General features: G+C 66.0%; 15 protein-coding genes. 9 read left to right on the forward strand and 6 right to left on the reverse strand.

What is annotated here, in order from left to right; genetic code table 11:
* Window positions 1-4: 4 nt before the first annotated feature.
* Window positions 5-793 (forward strand): DeoR/GlpR family DNA-binding transcription regulator, encoded by a 789-nt coding sequence (locus tag HTS88_RS08085; RefSeq protein ID WP_174177178.1) that lies wholly within the window; start codon window positions 5-7, stop codon window positions 791-793.
* A 9-nt stretch (window positions 794-802) separates the two neighbouring features.
* On the opposite strand, the gene HTS88_RS08090 is transcribed toward HTS88_RS08085, so the two are convergent.
* Both HTS88_RS08090 and HTS88_RS08095 read right to left on the reverse strand, forming a co-directional pair.
* The gene (locus tag HTS88_RS08090; RefSeq protein ID WP_066278928.1) at window positions 803-1,822 is read right to left on the reverse strand and encodes a LacI family DNA-binding transcriptional regulator; all 1,020 of its coding nucleotides are present in this window, start codon (window positions 1,820-1,822) and stop codon (window positions 803-805) included.
* 10 nt (window positions 1,823-1,832) lie between these two features.
* Window positions 1,833-3,038, reverse strand: coding sequence for a Gfo/Idh/MocA family protein (locus tag HTS88_RS08095; RefSeq protein WP_174177180.1), 1,206 nt, complete (start codon window positions 3,036-3,038; stop codon window positions 1,833-1,835).
* Window positions 3,039-3,254: 216 nt separating this feature from the next.
* On the opposite strand from HTS88_RS08095, the gene HTS88_RS08100 reads away from it, so the two are divergent.
* From HTS88_RS08100 to aroQ, 5 genes are all read left to right on the forward strand, one after another.
* On the forward strand, window positions 3,255-4,196 hold the full coding sequence (locus tag HTS88_RS08100) for a carbohydrate ABC transporter permease (protein WP_174177182.1): 942 nt from the start codon (window positions 3,255-3,257) through the stop codon (window positions 4,194-4,196).
* A gap of 10 nt (window positions 4,197-4,206) precedes the next feature.
* Window positions 4,207-5,133, forward strand: a complete 927-nt coding sequence (locus tag HTS88_RS08105) for a carbohydrate ABC transporter permease (RefSeq protein ID WP_174177184.1) — start codon at window positions 4,207-4,209, stop codon at window positions 5,131-5,133.
* Window positions 5,134-5,188: 55 nt separating this feature from the next.
* On the forward strand, window positions 5,189-6,532 hold the full coding sequence (locus HTS88_RS08110; protein ID WP_174177186.1) for an ABC transporter substrate-binding protein: 1,344 nt from the start codon (window positions 5,189-5,191) through the stop codon (window positions 6,530-6,532).
* A gap of 170 nt (window positions 6,533-6,702) precedes the next feature.
* Complete coding sequence (locus tag HTS88_RS08115; protein WP_174177188.1) at window positions 6,703-8,895, forward strand: alpha-galactosidase; 2,193 nt, start codon at window positions 6,703-6,705, stop codon at window positions 8,893-8,895.
* A 122-nt stretch (window positions 8,896-9,017) separates the two neighbouring features.
* Complete coding sequence (gene aroQ, locus HTS88_RS08120; RefSeq protein WP_174177190.1) at window positions 9,018-9,479, forward strand: type II 3-dehydroquinate dehydratase; 462 nt, start codon at window positions 9,018-9,020, stop codon at window positions 9,477-9,479.
* A 3-nt stretch (window positions 9,480-9,482) separates the two neighbouring features.
* Here the strand turns inward: aroQ and HTS88_RS08125 are convergent, their stop codons facing one another.
* Window positions 9,483-10,667: a MarP family serine protease gene (locus HTS88_RS08125; protein WP_174177198.1), complete on the reverse strand. Its 1,185-nt coding sequence runs from the start codon at window positions 10,665-10,667 to the stop codon at window positions 9,483-9,485.
* Window positions 10,668-10,930: 263 nt separating this feature from the next.
* On the opposite strand from HTS88_RS08125, the gene HTS88_RS08130 reads away from it, so the two are divergent.
* Both HTS88_RS08130 and HTS88_RS08135 read left to right on the forward strand, forming a co-directional pair.
* Complete coding sequence (locus tag HTS88_RS08130) at window positions 10,931-11,608, forward strand: Crp/Fnr family transcriptional regulator (protein ID WP_013602309.1); 678 nt, start codon at window positions 10,931-10,933, stop codon at window positions 11,606-11,608.
* A gap of 271 nt (window positions 11,609-11,879) precedes the next feature.
* Window positions 11,880-12,068 carry a hypothetical protein gene (locus tag HTS88_RS08135; RefSeq protein WP_174177200.1) on the forward strand — a complete coding sequence of 63 codons (189 nt, stop codon included), beginning with the start codon at window positions 11,880-11,882 and terminating at the stop codon, window positions 12,066-12,068.
* Here HTS88_RS08135 and HTS88_RS08140 read toward each other — a convergent pair.
* From HTS88_RS08140 to sp36, 3 genes are read right to left on the reverse strand one after another with little or no spacing between them, the layout of a single operon-like run.
* On the reverse strand, window positions 12,065-12,976 hold the full coding sequence (locus tag HTS88_RS08140) for an NUDIX hydrolase (RefSeq protein WP_174177202.1): 912 nt from the start codon (window positions 12,974-12,976) through the stop codon (window positions 12,065-12,067). The genes HTS88_RS08135 and HTS88_RS08140 overlap by 4 nt on opposite strands.
* A 15-nt stretch (window positions 12,977-12,991) precedes the next feature.
* Entirely contained in the window at window positions 12,992-13,525 is a 534-nt protein-coding gene (locus HTS88_RS08145) for a RidA family protein (RefSeq protein ID WP_174177204.1), read from the reverse strand.
* 1 nt (window position 13,526) lies between these two features.
* Window positions 13,527-13,682 carry a Sp36 family protein gene (sp36, locus tag HTS88_RS08150; protein WP_003797879.1) on the reverse strand — a complete coding sequence of 52 codons (156 nt, stop codon included), beginning with the start codon at window positions 13,680-13,682 and terminating at the stop codon, window positions 13,527-13,529.
* A 37-nt stretch (window positions 13,683-13,719) separates the two neighbouring features.
* Here sp36 and HTS88_RS08155 point away from each other — a divergent pair, with 37 nt between their 5' ends.
* A complete protein-coding gene (locus HTS88_RS08155) occupies window positions 13,720-16,056 on the forward strand; it encodes a transglycosylase domain-containing protein (RefSeq protein WP_174177206.1) in 2,337 nt (778 codons plus the stop codon).
* Window positions 16,057-16,059: the final 3 nt, after the last annotated feature.

Raw genomic sequence — 16,059 nt, forward strand, 5'->3', positions numbered from 1 at the left:
CCTGATGCTCGCCGTCGCCCGCCACCAGGCCATTTTGGACGCTCTCCAGCGGGAGCGGGTTGTCCGGGTGTCCGACCTGGCCCAGCAGCTGGGTGTGTCCCTGATGACGGTCCGCCGTGACATCGAGGTGCTGGAGGAGGGCGGCCGCCTGGAGCGCATCCACGGCGGCGCGAAAATCCCTGGCGACACGAGCACCCATGAGCCCGGATTCGACCTCAAGTCGACGCAGCTGACGGCGGAGAAACGCGCCATCGCGGTGGAGGCGGCCTCGCTGGTGCAGGAGGGCATGGCCGTGGGTCTCAGCGCCGGAACCACCACCTGGGCGCTGGGCAAGGAGCTGGTGAACGGCCCGCAGATCACGGTGGTCACCAACTCGGTCCGCATCGCAGACCTGTTCCACCACGCGGCGTCGGCCGGTTCTGCCCGGTACGCCTCCACGGTGATCCTCATTGGCGGCGAGCGCACGCCCTCTGACGCCCTGGTGGGCCCCATCGCCACCGGAGCCCTGAAGCAGCTGCACCTGGACATGCTGTTCCTGGGCGTCCACGGGATGGATGCCGACGCCGGCTTCACCACTCCCAACCTGCTCGAAGCGGAAACGGACCGGGCCTTTGTGGCCGCGGCGCGCAAGACTGTGGTCCTCGCCGACCATACGAAGTGGGGGCTGCTGGGCATCAGTTCCATTGCGTCGCTGGACGAGGTGGACGAGGTCATCAGCGATTCCGGGCTGGGGGCCGAAGCGCAGCGCGTCCTCCAGGAACAGGTGGGCAGGCTGCGGCTCGCGGCCGTGTAGGAGCCCCTCCTAGGGGCAGCCGCAGGACTGTCGGACGTGCAGGGTGGTGGGGAAGATCCGGTGCCGGGGCTTCTCGCCGCGGCTGGCCCCCACCAGTGCGGCCACCGCTGCCTCCGCCATCGCGGCCACGGGCTGCTCCACCGTGGTCAGCGGAGGCCAGGAGTATTCAGACTCGGCAGAACCGTCAAAGGACGCCACGGCCATCTGGCCGGGGACGGACAGCCCGGCTTCATGGACCGCGCGGAGCAGCCCGATGGCCTGCATGTCCGAGGTGGCAAAGATGGCCGTGGGCCGGTTGACGGACGCCAGGAGGCGCTGCCCGGCGGTGTAGCCGCCGGGACGGGTGAAGGCGCTGTACACGATCGGCCCCTCGGGCAGGCCTGCCTCCTGCAGGGCCTCCCGCCAGCCGACTTCACGGCCGTCAGTGGCGCCGGAGACGTTGGTGCCCATGGCGAGGCCGATGTTGGTGTGGCCGTGCCCGATCAGGTGTTCCACGGCGATCCGGGCTCCGGCCGCGAGGTCCACGCCGATGCTGTTGAAACCGGGGGCGTCCCGTTCCTGGTTGAGCAGGACCGAGGGGATCTCAGCCGTTTCCAGGACTTCCAGGTCGGGTTCGAAAAGGACACTGGCCAGGAGCACGCCATCCACCTGCCTGGCGGCGAGGTTGCGGATGTTGCGCCGTTCCTTGGCAAGGTTTCCGTCAGAGTTGCCCAGCACCAGCGCGTATCCCAGGGCGGCGGCGGCATCCTCAACGGCGTGGGAGAACAGGGCGAAGAACGGGTTGGAGATATCCGGGACCACGAGCCCCAGCGTCTCGCTGGAGCCCAGCTTGAGTGCCCGCGCCGCAGCATTGGGGCGGTAGCCCAGGACGCGGATGGCATCCTGCACCTTGGCTTCGGTGGCGGGCGCCACCTTCTTGGGCCCGCCGTTGACAACGTAACTGACGACGGCGGTGCTGACGCCGGCGTATCTCGCCACGTCCTTGCGCGTCACCGGGCCCCGCGAAGCCTGCACTGCCGGAGTAGTCATGCTGTCCATGTTATGTACCGGTACCCGGTGCATCGCCAAAGTCACGGATGGGAAGCCGCTCCCCGTTTTGCAGGGCCGACTGGTGTGCCACGATTCCCGGGAGCGTAAAGCGGGCAGCAAGCCAGGCGTTCACCGGAGGCAGGGTGCCGTTGTTGACCGCCGTCACGAAGTCGTCCACCAGGAAATGATGGCTGCCTTCGTGCCCGTTGGGCGCGCCCAGGAACTCCTCCGGCAGCCTCCCGGGATCATGGACCGGAGCCAGGCCGGAGACAAAGGCGTCCCTCAGCTCTGGCGCAACGTTCGCAAGGGACGGGTCGTCGAGGGGGATGCTGGGCCGGGTTTCCATCTGCTCGGAGACGTCGTGGACGTTCTGCTTGTCCTGCCAGACAGACACCTTGGCGAGCTGTTCAAAGCTGGCCTCCGTTCCGAAGAACCGGAACCTGGACTCGCGGATATGTGAAGGGTAGCCCACCCGGCGCATCTCGTTGGTGCGCATCACGCCGCCGTCGTTCAGCTCGAAGAGGGCGGTGGCGTTGGAGAAGTCGTTCCCGAACATGCTGACATCCTTGTCAAAGACGCCGTCGTTGCGGTCATCCCTGACGCCCACGCAGCTGACGCTCACAGCATGGGCGGGGACGGCACCCAGCACACCGCCCACGGCATGGGTGGGGTACAGCATGGGCGGGTAGCTGGCGGTTTCCTTCCACCGCTCCCCTCCGCTGTACTGGTAGGCCTCGTAGAAGCCCAGGTCCATGTCATGGACGTAGTCGCCTTCGGCGTAGAAGATGCGGCCGAACTTCCCGTCAGCGAGCTGCTTGCGGGCATAAACCGTGGCCGGGTTGTAGTAGCTGGTCTCACCCATCATGTACACCAGTCCGGTATCACGGACGGCCTGGATGATTGCTGCGATCTCTTCTTCCGAGACCGCCATGGGGACGGCCGAGTAGACGTGCTTGCCGGCACGCAGGGCCTGCTCCACCAGGGGACCATGCGTCCAGCGCTGCGTGAAGATGGCCACGGCGTCCACGTCGGAGGCCAGGAGCGCGTCGAAGCTGTCCTTCACGCCCGCCAGGCCGTACCGGGCCACGGCCTCTGCCGCCCGTTCCGGAAGCTCGTCGGCCACATACACAGCGCTGACGCCGGGGTGGAGATTGAACAGGTGGGCGAACTGGCTGCCGAACTGGCCTGCTCCTACTACGCCGAGTGAAAACGTCATTGTTTGCCTTCCGTGGGGGGGCTGGTTGGGGGTCGCCGGGCAAGCGCTGTCCTCCAGGAACTCCAGTGTTCCACCCGTATCTACTCGAGTCAACAGGCCAGCGATTGGATAAACCGTCCGGATTACGGGATGAATGTAACCTCTTGCCCTTCTAAATCTACTCGTGTAGATTACATCGCAGTTGTTACCTCCATCACAGTCAGGAAAGGGTCGAAGATGACCACCCTTGCCAAACACTCCAGGTCCGCCTCTGCGGCTTCGGCCTCCCCGAAGCCGCAGGGAAGCCACCGCCGCCTCGGGGACCTCAAGATCGCCCTGCTGTTCATCGCACCGGCGATGATCGGATTCGTTGTTTTCTACGTCCTGCCCACCGTCCGGGGCATCTACCTCAGCTTCACCGAATACAACATCCTCGGCGACCCGGAATGGGTCGGCATGGACAACTACGTGGCCATCGCCGCGGACCCGCTGTTCTGGAACTCGCTGGCCGTCACCGGGCAGTACGTGTTCCTCAACATCCTCCTCCAGACAGCCCTGGCCCTTGGCCTTGCCCTCCTGATGCACAACGTGGCTAAGTCCACCATCATCCGGGGCACCCTGCTCCTGCCGTACCTGATGTCCAACGTCATCGCCGCACTGCTGTGGTTCTGGATGCTGGACTACCAGATCGGCGTGGTGAACCAGTTCATCGAATGGAGCGGGCTGCCCCGCGTCGCCTTCTTCGGCAGCGAGGCGTGGGCCATTCCCACCCAGGCGCTGATCAACACCTGGCGCCACATGGGCTACACGGCCCTGCTGATCTTCGCCGGACTCCAGGCCATCCCCAGCCACGTCTACGAAGTGGCCAAACTGGACGGCGCGTCAGCATTCCAGACCTTCCGGACAATCACCATTCCCCTGCTGCGTCCGGTCCTTGTCCTGGTCCTCGTGGTGACCGTCATCGGCTCGTTCCAGGTCTTCGACACCGTGGCCGTGACCACTGCGGGCGGCCCGGTCAACGCCACCCGCGTCATCCAGTACTACATCTACCAGCGGGCCTTCACCGAGTCGGACTTCGGCTACGGATCCGCCATCGCCGTCATTCTCTTCCTCATCCTCGCCCTGGTGGCCTTCATCCAGATGAAGTTCCTCAAGGGCAACGAGTCGGACCTGGACTAAGGAGTTCCGCATGAGCACCACCGCAAGCCGCGCACCGCTGCCGGCCGCAACCCGCCGCCGTCGTCCTTTCAACGCCCGTCGCGCCGGCGCCTGGGCACTCCTCATCCTGGCCATCGCAGTCTCCGTCCTTCCCTTCCTGTGGGTCCTGCGCACGGCACTGTCCACCAACAACGCGCTGGCCTCGAATGCCACCAGCCTGCTGCCGGCGGAATTCACCCTGGGCGCCTTCAAACGGGTCTTCGGGCTGCAGTCCCCGGCGGAGGCCGTCGCCGAAGGCGGATCCGGTGCCGCCATCGACTTCTGGCTCTACCTGCGCAACTCGATCATCTTCTCCTCGATCACCACCGCCGGCGCCGTCTTTTTCAGCGCCATGGCCGCCTACGCGTTCTCCCGGCTGCGCTGGAAGGGCCGCAACGCCGTCTTCAGCCTGTTCCTCGGCACCATGCTGGTCCCGCCGATCTTCACCGCCCTGCCGAACTTCCTGCTCATCAAGAACCTGGACCTGCTCAACACCATGCTCGGCCTGGTCCTGCCGTACGTGTTCATGACCCCCTTCGCCATCTTCTTCCTCCGGCAGTTCTTCCTGAACATGTCCCGCGAAGTGGAGGAGGCGGCCATGCTCGACGGCGCCAAGCACCTGAGGATCTTCTTCCAGATCGTGCTCCCCAACGCCGCAGCCCCCATCGCCACGCTGGCGCTCCTCACCTTCATCGGCCAGTGGAACGAGTACTTCTGGCCCCTGCTGGTGGCGTCGCAAGACGATGTCCGCGTCCTGCAGGTGGGCCTCGGCGTCTTCAAGTCCCAGTCCCCGCAGGGGGCACCGGACTGGTCCGGGCTGATGGCCGCAACCCTCATTTCGGCCCTCCCGGTGCTGATCCTCTTCGCCGCCTTCGGCAAGAAGATCGTCAACTCCATTGGCTTCTCCGGCATCAAATAAGCACACCCCACCCATCGCATCCCAGCGAACTCCACCCCGAACGGAAAGTAGAACCATGAAGAAATCCCTCGGCGCCGTTGCCGTCGCCGCAGCTATGGCACTCTCGCTCTCTGCCTGCAGCGGATCCTCCTCCTCCTCCGAAGAAAGCGCCACCGGCGAGATCAGCTACTGGCTGTGGGACGCCAACCAGCTGCCCGCCTACCAGCAGTGCGCTGACGACTTCCAGGCAGCCAACCCGGACATCACGGTCAAGATCACCCAGCGCGGCTGGGACGACTACTGGAGCACCCTCACCAATGGTTTTGTTGGCGGCACCGCACCGGACGTCTTCACCAACCACCTGGGACGCTACGGCGAACTGGCCGAAAACAAGCAGCTCCTGGCCATCGACGAGGCCGTCGAAAAGGACAACATCGATCTCTCCGCCTACAACGAGGGCCTCGCGGACCTGTGGGTGGGCCAGGACGGCAAGCGCTACGGACTGCCCAAGGACTGGGACACCATCGGCCTGTTCTACAACAAGGCGATGCTCAGCAGCGCCGGCATCCCGGAGGACCAGATGAAGGACCTCACCTGGAACCCTGAGGACGGAGGCAGCTACGAGAAGGTCATCGCCCACCTGACCGTGGACAAGAACGGCAAGCGCGGCGACGAGCCCGGCTTCGACAAGAACAACGTGGACGTCTACGGCCTGGGCCTGAACGGTGGCGGCGACTCCTCCGGCCAGACCGAATGGAGCTACCTCACCAACACCACCGGCTGGTCCCACACGGACAAGAACCCGTGGGGCACCAAGTACAACTACGACGATCCCAAGTTCCAGGAAAGCATGGAGTGGTTCGCCGGGCTGGCGGACAAGGGCTACATGCCCAAGCTCGAGACCACCGTTGGCGCGAGCATGGCTGACACCTTCGCTGCCGGCAAGTCCGCCATCAACGCCCACGGCTCCTGGATGATCGGCCAGTACACCGGCTACAAGGGCATCGAGGTGGGCATCGCCCCCACACCGGTGGGCCCCGAGGGCGAGCGTGCCTCCATGTTCAACGGCCTGGCGGATTCCATTTGGGCCGGAACCGAAAAGAAGGACGCGGCCATCAAGTGGGTTGAATACCTCGCTTCGGCCGACTGCCAGGACGTCGTAGCCTCCAAGGCCGTGGTGTTCCCCGCCCTCAAGGCGTCCTCGGAGAAGGCCGCCGAGGCCTTCCAGGCCAAGGGTGTTGACGTCACCGCGTTTACCGAGCACGTCAAGAACAAGACCACCTTCCTGTACCCCATCACGGACAACACCGCCAAGGTCAAGGGCATCATGGAGCCGGCCATGGACGCCGTCGTCTCCGGCAAGGCACCCGCCAGCTCGCTGACCCAGGCCAACGAACAGGTCAACGCCCTCTTCAAGTAGGCCCTGGCCCCCAAACAGTGGCTGCGTTTGTGGTCGCAGCCACTGGGCTGGATGCCGCCGTGCCCTCCTCGCGGCGGCGGCATCCAGCCCCTCCCCACTCCCTGGCTTGAGGCGCCTACGACGCTCCAGCCCTCCAGACGCACAGCACAACGACGAAAGAGATTTCCCCTATGGACCCCCTCCACCTCCGTTCCGCCGGGACCAGCCTGGTGATCAGCTTCGACAGCGGAGAGGCCGAGGTGGTCCACTGGGGCGCAGACCTGGGCGCGGACCTGCCGGACCTGGCCATCCTCACCTCCCCGGTCCCGCACTCCGCCATCGACGCACGCGTCCCCGCAGCGCTCCTCCCCCAGGCGTCGTCCTCCTGGCGCGGCCGGGCCGCCCTGCGCGGCTCCCGGACGGCCGACGGCGTCTCCGGGCTTGATTTCTCGGCCCGCCTCCGCGTTGTGACAGCAGGTGCCGACGGCGGCTCGGCAGTGATCGTCCAGTCAGACCCGGACGCCGGGCTCACGGTCGAATCAACCCTCACCCTTCACGACGCCGGGCTGCTGGAGATGCGGCACACCGTCACCAACGACGGCACCACGCCGTACCGGCTCGACGAACTGGCGACCGTCCTCCCGGTGGCGCCGGACGCCGTCGAACTCCTTGACCTCACCGGCCGCTGGTGCCGGGAACGGCACCCGCAGCGCCGCGCCATCCAGCAGGGCACCTGGGTCCGGACCGGCCGGCACGGGCGCACCGGACACGACTCCTCCCTTCTGTTCGCCGCCGGCACCACCGGTTTCGGCAACCGCCACGGCAAGGTCTGGGCCACCCACCTGGCCTGGAGCGGCAACCACGAACAGTTCGCGGACACCATCGGCGACGGCCGGACCATGATCGGCGGCTCCGAACTCCTGGGCCCCGCCGAGGTCATCCTCGAACCCGGCGGCAGCTACACCACCCCGGCACTGTTCGCCGCCTACTCCGACCATGGGCTGGACGGGATCACCGAGGCCTTCTACAGCTGGTTCCGGTCCCGCCCGCACCACGTCCTCCCGGCCGCCTCCACCGGCCTGCCCGCCGGAAAACCGCGCCCCGTTGTGCTTAACACCTGGGAGGCCGTGTACTTCGACCACAACCTGGACACGCTGATCGAGCTGGCTGAGTCCGCTGCCGACCTTGGCGTTGAGCGCTTCGTGCTCGACGACGGCTGGTTCCGCGGCCGCCGGGACGACCACGCCGGCCTCGGCGACTGGTACGTCGACGAGACCCTGTGGCCGAAGGGGCTGACACCGCTGATCGAGGCCGTGACCTCCCGCGGCATGGAGTTCGGGCTCTGGGTGGAGCCGGAAATGGTCAACCTTGATTCCGATATTGCAAGGGCGCACCCGGACTGGATTGTTGGCCCGTCAGCGGTGCAGCACAAGGACGGCGGCCGCCTGCCCCTGGAATGGCGGAACCAGCACATCATCGACCTGGTCAACCCCGAGGCGTGGAAGTACATCTACAGCCGCATCGACGCGCTCCTGAGCGAGAACAACATCAGCTACCTCAAGTGGGACCAGAACCGGGACCTGCTGGAGCACGGCCACGCCGGACGCTCCTCCGTCCACGAGCAGACCCTCGCCGCGTACAGGCTGTTCGACGCGCTCCGCAAGGCCCATCCCGGCGTCGAGATTGAATCCTGCTCCTCAGGCGGCGCGCGCGTTGACCTGGGCATCCTGGAACGCACGGACCGGATCTGGGGGTCGGACTGCAACGATGCGCTGGAGCGCCAGACCATCCAGCGCTGGACCGGCGCCGTGGTCCCGCCGGAGCTGGTGGGCAGCCACATCGGCCCCACCACCTCGCACACCACCGCCCGCACCCACGACCTCTCCTTCCGGGCCGTCACCGCGCTGTTCGGCCATTTCGGCATGGAGTGGGACATCCGCGGCGTCCAGGGCAAGGACCGGGAGGAGCTCAAGCGCTTCATCGCCCTGTTCAAGGAACACCGCGGCCTCCTCCACAGCGGCCGCCGCGTCCACGCGGACGTGGCCGGTGACGCCCTGCTGCTGCACGGCGTCGTCACCGATGCACCCGCCGTTTCTGGCACGACGGCGGGCCTGTTCGCCCTGGTCAGCACCCGCACCTCCGCGGCGGAGGAGCCGGGCCGGATCGGCATTCCCGGGCTGGAGGCCGGGCGCACGTACCGGGTGGAGGCGGTCTTCCCCACTCCCGAAGACGCCGACTACGGCCACACCTACACCCAGGTGCAGCCGCCGGCCTGGCTGGCAGACGGGGCAGTGGCCAACGGACGCTTCCTCGCCGAGGTGGGCCTGCCCATGCCCAACCTCAACCCCGAGCACGCGCTGCTGCTGAAGGTCACTGCCCTCTAGTGACCGTAGATTGCTCCGTAAACGTCGTTTTCACGCTTCAAAACGGCATTTACGGAGCGGTCGATGGGGGGTGCCGGCGTAAGAATGAGCAGCGCCCAGCGCCAGCCGATAGATTGTCATCCATGACTGACGCCTCCACAGACTCCGCCGCCGGCCGCACCATCCTGGTGATCAACGGGCCAAACCTGAACCTGTTGGGAACCCGCGAGCCGGAAAAATACGGCACCTCGACGTTGGCCGACGTGGAGCAGCTGGCCGCGGCCGCCGCCGAGGCCCACGGCTTCACGGCCGAATGCGTCCAGTCCAACCACGAAGGCGTCCTGCTCGATGTCATCCACGCCGCCCGGAACAACGCCGCGGGCATCGTCATCAATGCGGGCGCCTTCACCCACACCTCGGTTGCCCTCCGGGACGCCCTTGCCGCCGTGCAGCTTCCCGCCGTCGAGGTCCACATCACCAACGTGCACCAGCGCGAAGAATTCCGGCACCATTCGTACCTCTCCCCCGTCTGCTCTGCGGTCATTGTGGGCGCGGGCGTTACGGGGTACCGGCTGGCCATTGACTACCTTGCCGAGGTCCTCTAACCGCTACTTCTGGATGCACTGCCCAGAGGACACCGGCGCGGAGAGGGACGCCGCCTGCGATGCCACCGGAGTGAGGTCGTCCATGGTGATGGCGAATCCCATCTCCATATCCGCCGTCGCTTTCGCGAAAATCACTCCTGCCACCTGGCCGTCCATGGTCAGCAGCGGCCCTCCCGAATTCCCCGGCTGCACGTCCCCGGCCAGGCGGTAGATCTCCTCGGGTGACGCGTTGTTTCCGTAGATGTCCGGCACCAGGACAGTGGTGATGTCCTGCACCGTGGCGGGCTTGGACTGGAAGGGGCCGCCGTGGGGATAGCCGGCGAAAGCTGCAGGACTGCCGCCGGGCAGGTCCCGGCCCAGCGCCAGCGGGCTTGCCTGCAGTCCATCCACAGCCAGCACCGCGAGGTCGTGTTTGGTGTCGAAGTAGACGACCCGCCCTGGCATCGCTCCGCCGTCGGGCATTTCCACTACCGGCTGCGACACGCCCGCCACAACATGTGCATTGGTGACCACCCGGTCCTCTGACACCACAAACCCCGTGCCCGTCTGGTTTTGGCCGCACTGGTACGCGGTCCCGGCGATCCGGAGCACGGACTCCGCGGCCCGGTTCAGCGAGGGAGTGTCGGTGCTCGCGTTCGGCACCGGTACCGCCGGCCCCTGTTCCAGGCCCTCCAGCAGCGTGGGGATGCCGTTGCCGATCACGGTGGAGCGCAGCTGCGCCATGGTGGCTTTGACGGGGACGGGCGTTAGTCCGTCGATGAAGCGGATGACCCTTGACTCGGCCAGCTGCTGCGATACGAACGGCACACCCAGGGAGCTGACGCTGAAGGCCAGCATGGACATCACCAGCGCCGACACCACTACGTTCACGGCTCCGCCCACCAGGCGGTCTACTGCCCGGAGGGGCCGGATCCGCACGGCGCCGCGGATTTGCCGGCCGGCCATCGTCCCCAGGCCGTGCCCCAGGACCACCAGCACGACGGCGGCCGCCACGATGGCGGTCAGCCTCCATCCGGAGTCCTCAACGAAGCCGCTCACCAGGGGGACCGCGAAAAAGGCCGCCACGGCTCCCGCCGCAAACCCCGCTATGCCGCCCGCCGTCACCAGGAAACCGTTGCGCAGGCCATAAACCAGGTAGGACAGCAGCGCCAGGATCAGGATCAGGTCCAGGACAGTCAAGCCGACCACAAAGGCTCCTTATAAACAGTTGAACACCCATTCTAGTGGTGGTCACTGACAGTTTTCTGGACAGCCCACCCCTCCTGGCAGGCCTGCCAGGGGCACCTCCCCAACTGCCTCCCAGCCGCCCCCGGGACGTCCCGCGCCACCTCCGCTGGTGGCGCTGCGGCCCCGGATCAGGGCGTTTCGCCTGCCAAGTTCGTCACAGAACCTTGAAAATTCTGAAACAATGGCACAAGCGCCACAGCCGACACTTTTATTCAGGAGATTTCATGGACATCGAGGTACTGCGCCGAGCACCCCTTTTCGCCACGCTCGACGACGACGCATTCCGTCTGCTGACGGACGAGCTCACCGAGGTGGACCTGTCCCGCGGCGCTTCGGTGTTCCGCGAGGGCGACCAGGGTGACCAGCTCTACTTCATCGTCTCCGGCAAGGTGAAGCTCGGCCGGACGTCTCCTGACGGCCGGGAATCCCTCCTGGCAATCCTGGGCCCGGGTGAACTCTTCGGCGAGATGGCCCTCTTCGACCCGAGCCCCCGCACCGCAACCGCAACCGCGGTCTCGGAAACCCGGCTGGCGGGCCTCAAGAACGAAAGCCTCAACACGCTGCTCCGCACCCGCCCCGAGGTCTCAGCACAGCTCCTGCAAGCCCTCGCCCGCCGGCTCCGCCGCACCAACGATTCGCTGTCCGACCTCGTCTTCTCCGACGTTCCGGGCCGCGTAGCCAAGGCACTCCTGGACCTCGCGGACCGCTTCGGCCGCCCTGCAACGGACGGCGTCCTGGTAGCCCACGAGCTCACCCAGGAAGAGCTGGCCCAGCTGGTTGGCGCCTCCCGCGAAACCGTCAACAAGGCCCTCGCCGAGTTCGTCCAGCGCGGCTGGCTGCGGCTGGAAGCCCGCGCCGTCGTCATCCTGGACATGCAGCGCCTCCGCCAGCGCTCCCGCTAGCCACCAAACAGGAAGGCCGCCCCCGTGAACTGATCACGGGGGCGGCCTTTCTGCCTTAACGCGGCCCAACGCTCTCTCACTCCCTGCAGCCTTTTCGTAAACCCTCGCTCATCTCCTGCAGCTTTTCTGTAAACCCTCGCTCACCGTGCCAGACCGAGTGAGAGAGCGTCACACCAAAAGCTGTGTTAAGTGAGAGAGCGTCGCGCCAAAACCTGCGTTGAGTGAGAGAGCGTCACAGGTGGGGCGGCGGTAAAATTAAGGCACGAGGTGCATGGCGATGTCAGTGGCTATGGGTGTCCTGTTGATCCTGCTGGGCCTGGCGGGTTTGGCCGCCACAGCCGGCACGGTGGTCCTGGTAATCCGTGACGGCCTGGGCCGGGTTCCGCTGGAACCGCCCACCAAGGACTGGACCGCGGGAACCCTTCCCAGCCGCCCGTACGCAACGCTCAGGAGGATCTAGCGTTCGCGCTGGGGGTCGTCGGCGGTAGTCTTGGCGGCCTCTACCTCAAGCATGAGCTTGCCGTCCTCTTCAACCAGGACCGGCTGGTACACATGGGCCTTGCGCTTGTAGCTGAGGTAGGCGATGCAGCCATTGGCCGCGGCCATCTTTTCAAGCATGATCTCCGAGCCGGGAACCAGGAGTTCCCCCAGGGTACGGCCCACTGTGTTCTCCTGGCCCACTTCGTCGCCCAGAGCTGTGGTGTGGCGTTCGGCGATGACATCAGCGGCATTGACCCACCGGCCCCACACGCCTTTGCCCTCCAGCAGGGTGGGCTGCTGGTTCAGGGGGACGGTGGCCGCAAAGTAGCGGGTGTCGAACCGGCGGTGGGCGAAATCAGGGCTGCGCCAGTTGACCAGGGACTTGAGCAGGTCCGTCCGGACGGACAGCCCACGCTTGGCCAGGATCTCGGGAAACGTCTTTTCCTGCTCGGCAACGGCAACGCGGGCGCGCATCCATTCCGGGGTTGACGTCGCTTCGACGGTGCCGGCCATGTCAGGTCCGGCCAGCAGCAGGCCGGTTTCCTCGAAGAGTTCGCGGATGGCGCCCAGCAGGTGGCGGCGCGCCAGCCCGACGTCGTCCGTGCCCATCTGCTCAGCCCAATGCTGTGGTGACGGCCCCAGCCAGGGGACGGGATCGTCGTCGGCCGCGTCCAGCGAGCCGCCGGGAAACGCCAGGACGCCAAGCGGCGAGGAGCCTGGCCGGTAGGCCAGCCAGGTCTCCAGGCCGGTTGGGGAATCCCGCAGCAGCACCACCGAGGATGCAAGGCGTGCTGCCCGCGGCGTCCGTTCGCCGTGTTCGAGCCAGCTCTGGGCCGCCCCTTCAAGGTCCTGGGGAAGGGCGAAGAGCCGTCGGGCGAGGTGAGGCAAGGGAAACGACCGGTCCTAGCTAAATTCGGCGATCAGTTCGACCTCGACGGGAGAGTCGAGGGGCAGCACGGAGACGCCGACGGCGGAACGTGCGTGCTGGCCTGCGTCACCGAGGACACGTCCCAGCAGCTCCGAGGCTCCGTTGATGACGCCGGGCTGGCCTGTGAAGGAAGGATCGGAGGAGACGAATCCCACAACCTTGACGATGCGGGTGATCCGGTCAAGATCGCCGATGACGCTCTTGACGGCCGCCAGGGCGTTGACGGCGCAAATGGCTGCGAACCGCTGTGCGTCCTCGGGTGAAACGGTGGGCTCGTCGGCGTAACCTTCGGTCCCTGCTGATACCTTGCCTGTTGCCGGAAGTTTGCCGTTGACAAAAGGCAGCTGGCCGGACGTGTACACGTGGCTGCCGGAAACCACTGCCGGAACGTAGGCGGCTACGGGCGCAGCCACTTCCGGAAGGGTCAGCCCAAGGTCCGCGAGCCGCTTTTCAACAGCCGAAACCGGGGCGTCAGCCGCGCCGGGCTGGGCCTGTGCGGAGGTGCTCATGCTACTGCTTCTCCCTCTTGAGGTAGGCAACCAGGCCGTTTCCGTCAGGTCCGGGGACAACTTGGACCAGCTCCCAGCCGTCGTCTCCCCACTGGTCAAGTATCTGCTTTGTGGCGTGAATAATGAGCGGAATCGTGGCGTACTCCCATTTGGTCATGAGAGAAAGACTAGTCCTTGCCGGTAAAGTGGAAAACATGGCGACTCGTACGAACCCATTATTCGACACTGCCACCACCCTCGGAAAAATCCTCGTTTTCCTTGGCGTGAGTGCGATCTGCGGTGTCCTGGTAGCAGGCCTGCTGGTTCCCGCCGCGGCCGTTTCAGGCAGCGCAGCCAGCGGTTCGATCGAGTTCTTCGACACCCTCCCCGATGAGCTGAAGGTCGATCCGCCCAACCAGACCACCAGGATCTTGGCTGCGGACGGCAGCGAGATCGCCAGCGTCTACAAGGAGAACCGCACCAAGGTTGCCCTGGACCAGATCTCGCCGTTCATGAAGGAAGCCGTCATCGCCGTCGAGGACAGCCGGTTCTACGAGCACGGCGGCGTGGACACCACCGGTATCCTGCGTGCACTGGTCAGCACGGCCCGCGGCAACAGGCAGGGTGCCTCCACCATCACCCAGCAGTACGTCAACAACGTCCTCAACTCCAACCTCGCCGCCGAGGGCAGGGACGAGGACATCAAGCTCAACGGCGTGAACAAGGGCGTGGGCGACAAGCTCCGCGAGATGAAGCTCGCCATTGCCCTGGAAAAGGAGTTCAGCAAGGAGCAGATCCTTGAGGGCTACCTGAACATCGTGTTCTTCAACCGCGACGCCTACGGCATCGAAGCCGCGTCCAGGTTCTTCTTCAGCACCACCGCCAAGGACCTCACCCTTCCGCAGGCCGCGCTGCTGGCCGGCCTGGTCAACAGCCCGTCCGCATTCGACCCCATCACCAACCCCGAGAACGCCAAGCAGCGCCGGGACCTGGTGCTGAGCCTGATGCTGAACCAGGGCAAGATCACGCAGGCAGACCATGACGCCGCCGTCGCCACCCCCGTGGAAACCAATGTCACGCCCGCCCGGCAGAGCTGCGCCTACGCGTCCACCGCCCCGTACTTCTGCGACTACGTGCTGCACCTGCTGGAAAACAACCCGGCATACGGTGCGGACCGCGAGGAACGCCTTCGCCTCATCTACGGTGGCGGCCTGACCATCACCACCACGCTGGACCCGAACGCCCAGGCTGTGGCCCAGGAACAGGTCAATGCCTCGGCCGGCGCCAACCCGGACAAGTGGGGAGCTGCCATGGTGTCCGTGCAGCCCAACTCCGGCAAGATCGTCTCGATGGCCCAGAACACCTCCTTCCTTCCGGCTGAGGGTGCCTTCGACTCGCAGGTGAACTTCAACGTGGACAAGCTGGACAAGGACGGCAACGACCTCAACGGCCTGGGCGGCGCGCAGCCCGGCTCCACCATGAAGCCTTTCACGTTCGCCCAGTGGCTTGAGGAGGGCAAGTCCATGAATACCGTGGTCAATGCCGCCCAGCGCCGCTACCCGCTGAACTTCAAGTGGCGCAACTCCTGCGGTCAGGTCACCGGTGCCTACAACACTGCGGAAAAGTCGCTGGGCGCCGCTGACGACCTGCAGAACGCGGAACCCCAGTGGTACCGGCCGCTGTCCGTCCTCGAAGGCCTGTACAACTCCATCAACACCGTCACCTTCGCTTCGGCAGCACAGCTGGACTTCTGCGGAATCCAGAAAATCGTTGACGCAACGGGCCTCCATGGCGGGCTCCCGGCTGACGGCGATCCCAACCCGAAGATCAACATGTCCACGCTCGGCAACCTGTTGGGGTCCACCCAGACGGCGCCGCTGACCATGGCCAGCGCCTTCGCCACATTCGCGAACGACGGCAAGTACTGCGAGCCCATCGCCATCACCGCGGTTACGGACCAGACCGGGGCCACCCTGCCGGCCCAGTCGAGCAGCTGCCGGGATGCGGTCAAGCCCGAGGTTGCCCGCGGCGTGAACTACGCCCTCCAGGAAGTCCTGAACCGCGGCTCCGGCTCCCTGATCCAGCCCCGCATCTCCACCCGGACCAGCTTCCCCATCGGCGCCAAGACCGGAACCTCGAACAACAACGGTTCCACCTGGGTTGTCGGCCACACCACCGGCCTTGCCACGGCCGCCTGGTTTGGCGACGCACTTGGTGCCCAGGACCGTTCCGGCCAGAACATCACCGTGAACGGAAAGTTCTACCCGGGCATTGACGGTTACATGATTGCCGGGCCGATGTTCTCGAACTTCATGTCCCGGATCGCGCCCGCCTACGGCACCGAGCCGTTCCCCGCCCCGCCCAGCTCCATGATCAACGGCGGCGGCAACACACGCACACCCGCCACCACGGCGCCGCGCACAAGCCAGGCACCCCAGGCTCCGGCCACCCAGGCGCCCGCCCCTGAGCCTTCAGCACCTGCCGCCCCCGAGCCTGCTCCGCAGCCGACCAACAGCGGCAACGGTAATGGCAACGGAAACGGAAACGGCTAGCCG

The organism is Pseudarthrobacter oxydans (genome assembly GCF_013314975.1).
In the GTDB taxonomy this organism is placed as follows: domain Bacteria; phylum Actinomycetota; class Actinomycetes; order Actinomycetales; family Micrococcaceae; genus Arthrobacter; species Arthrobacter oxydans.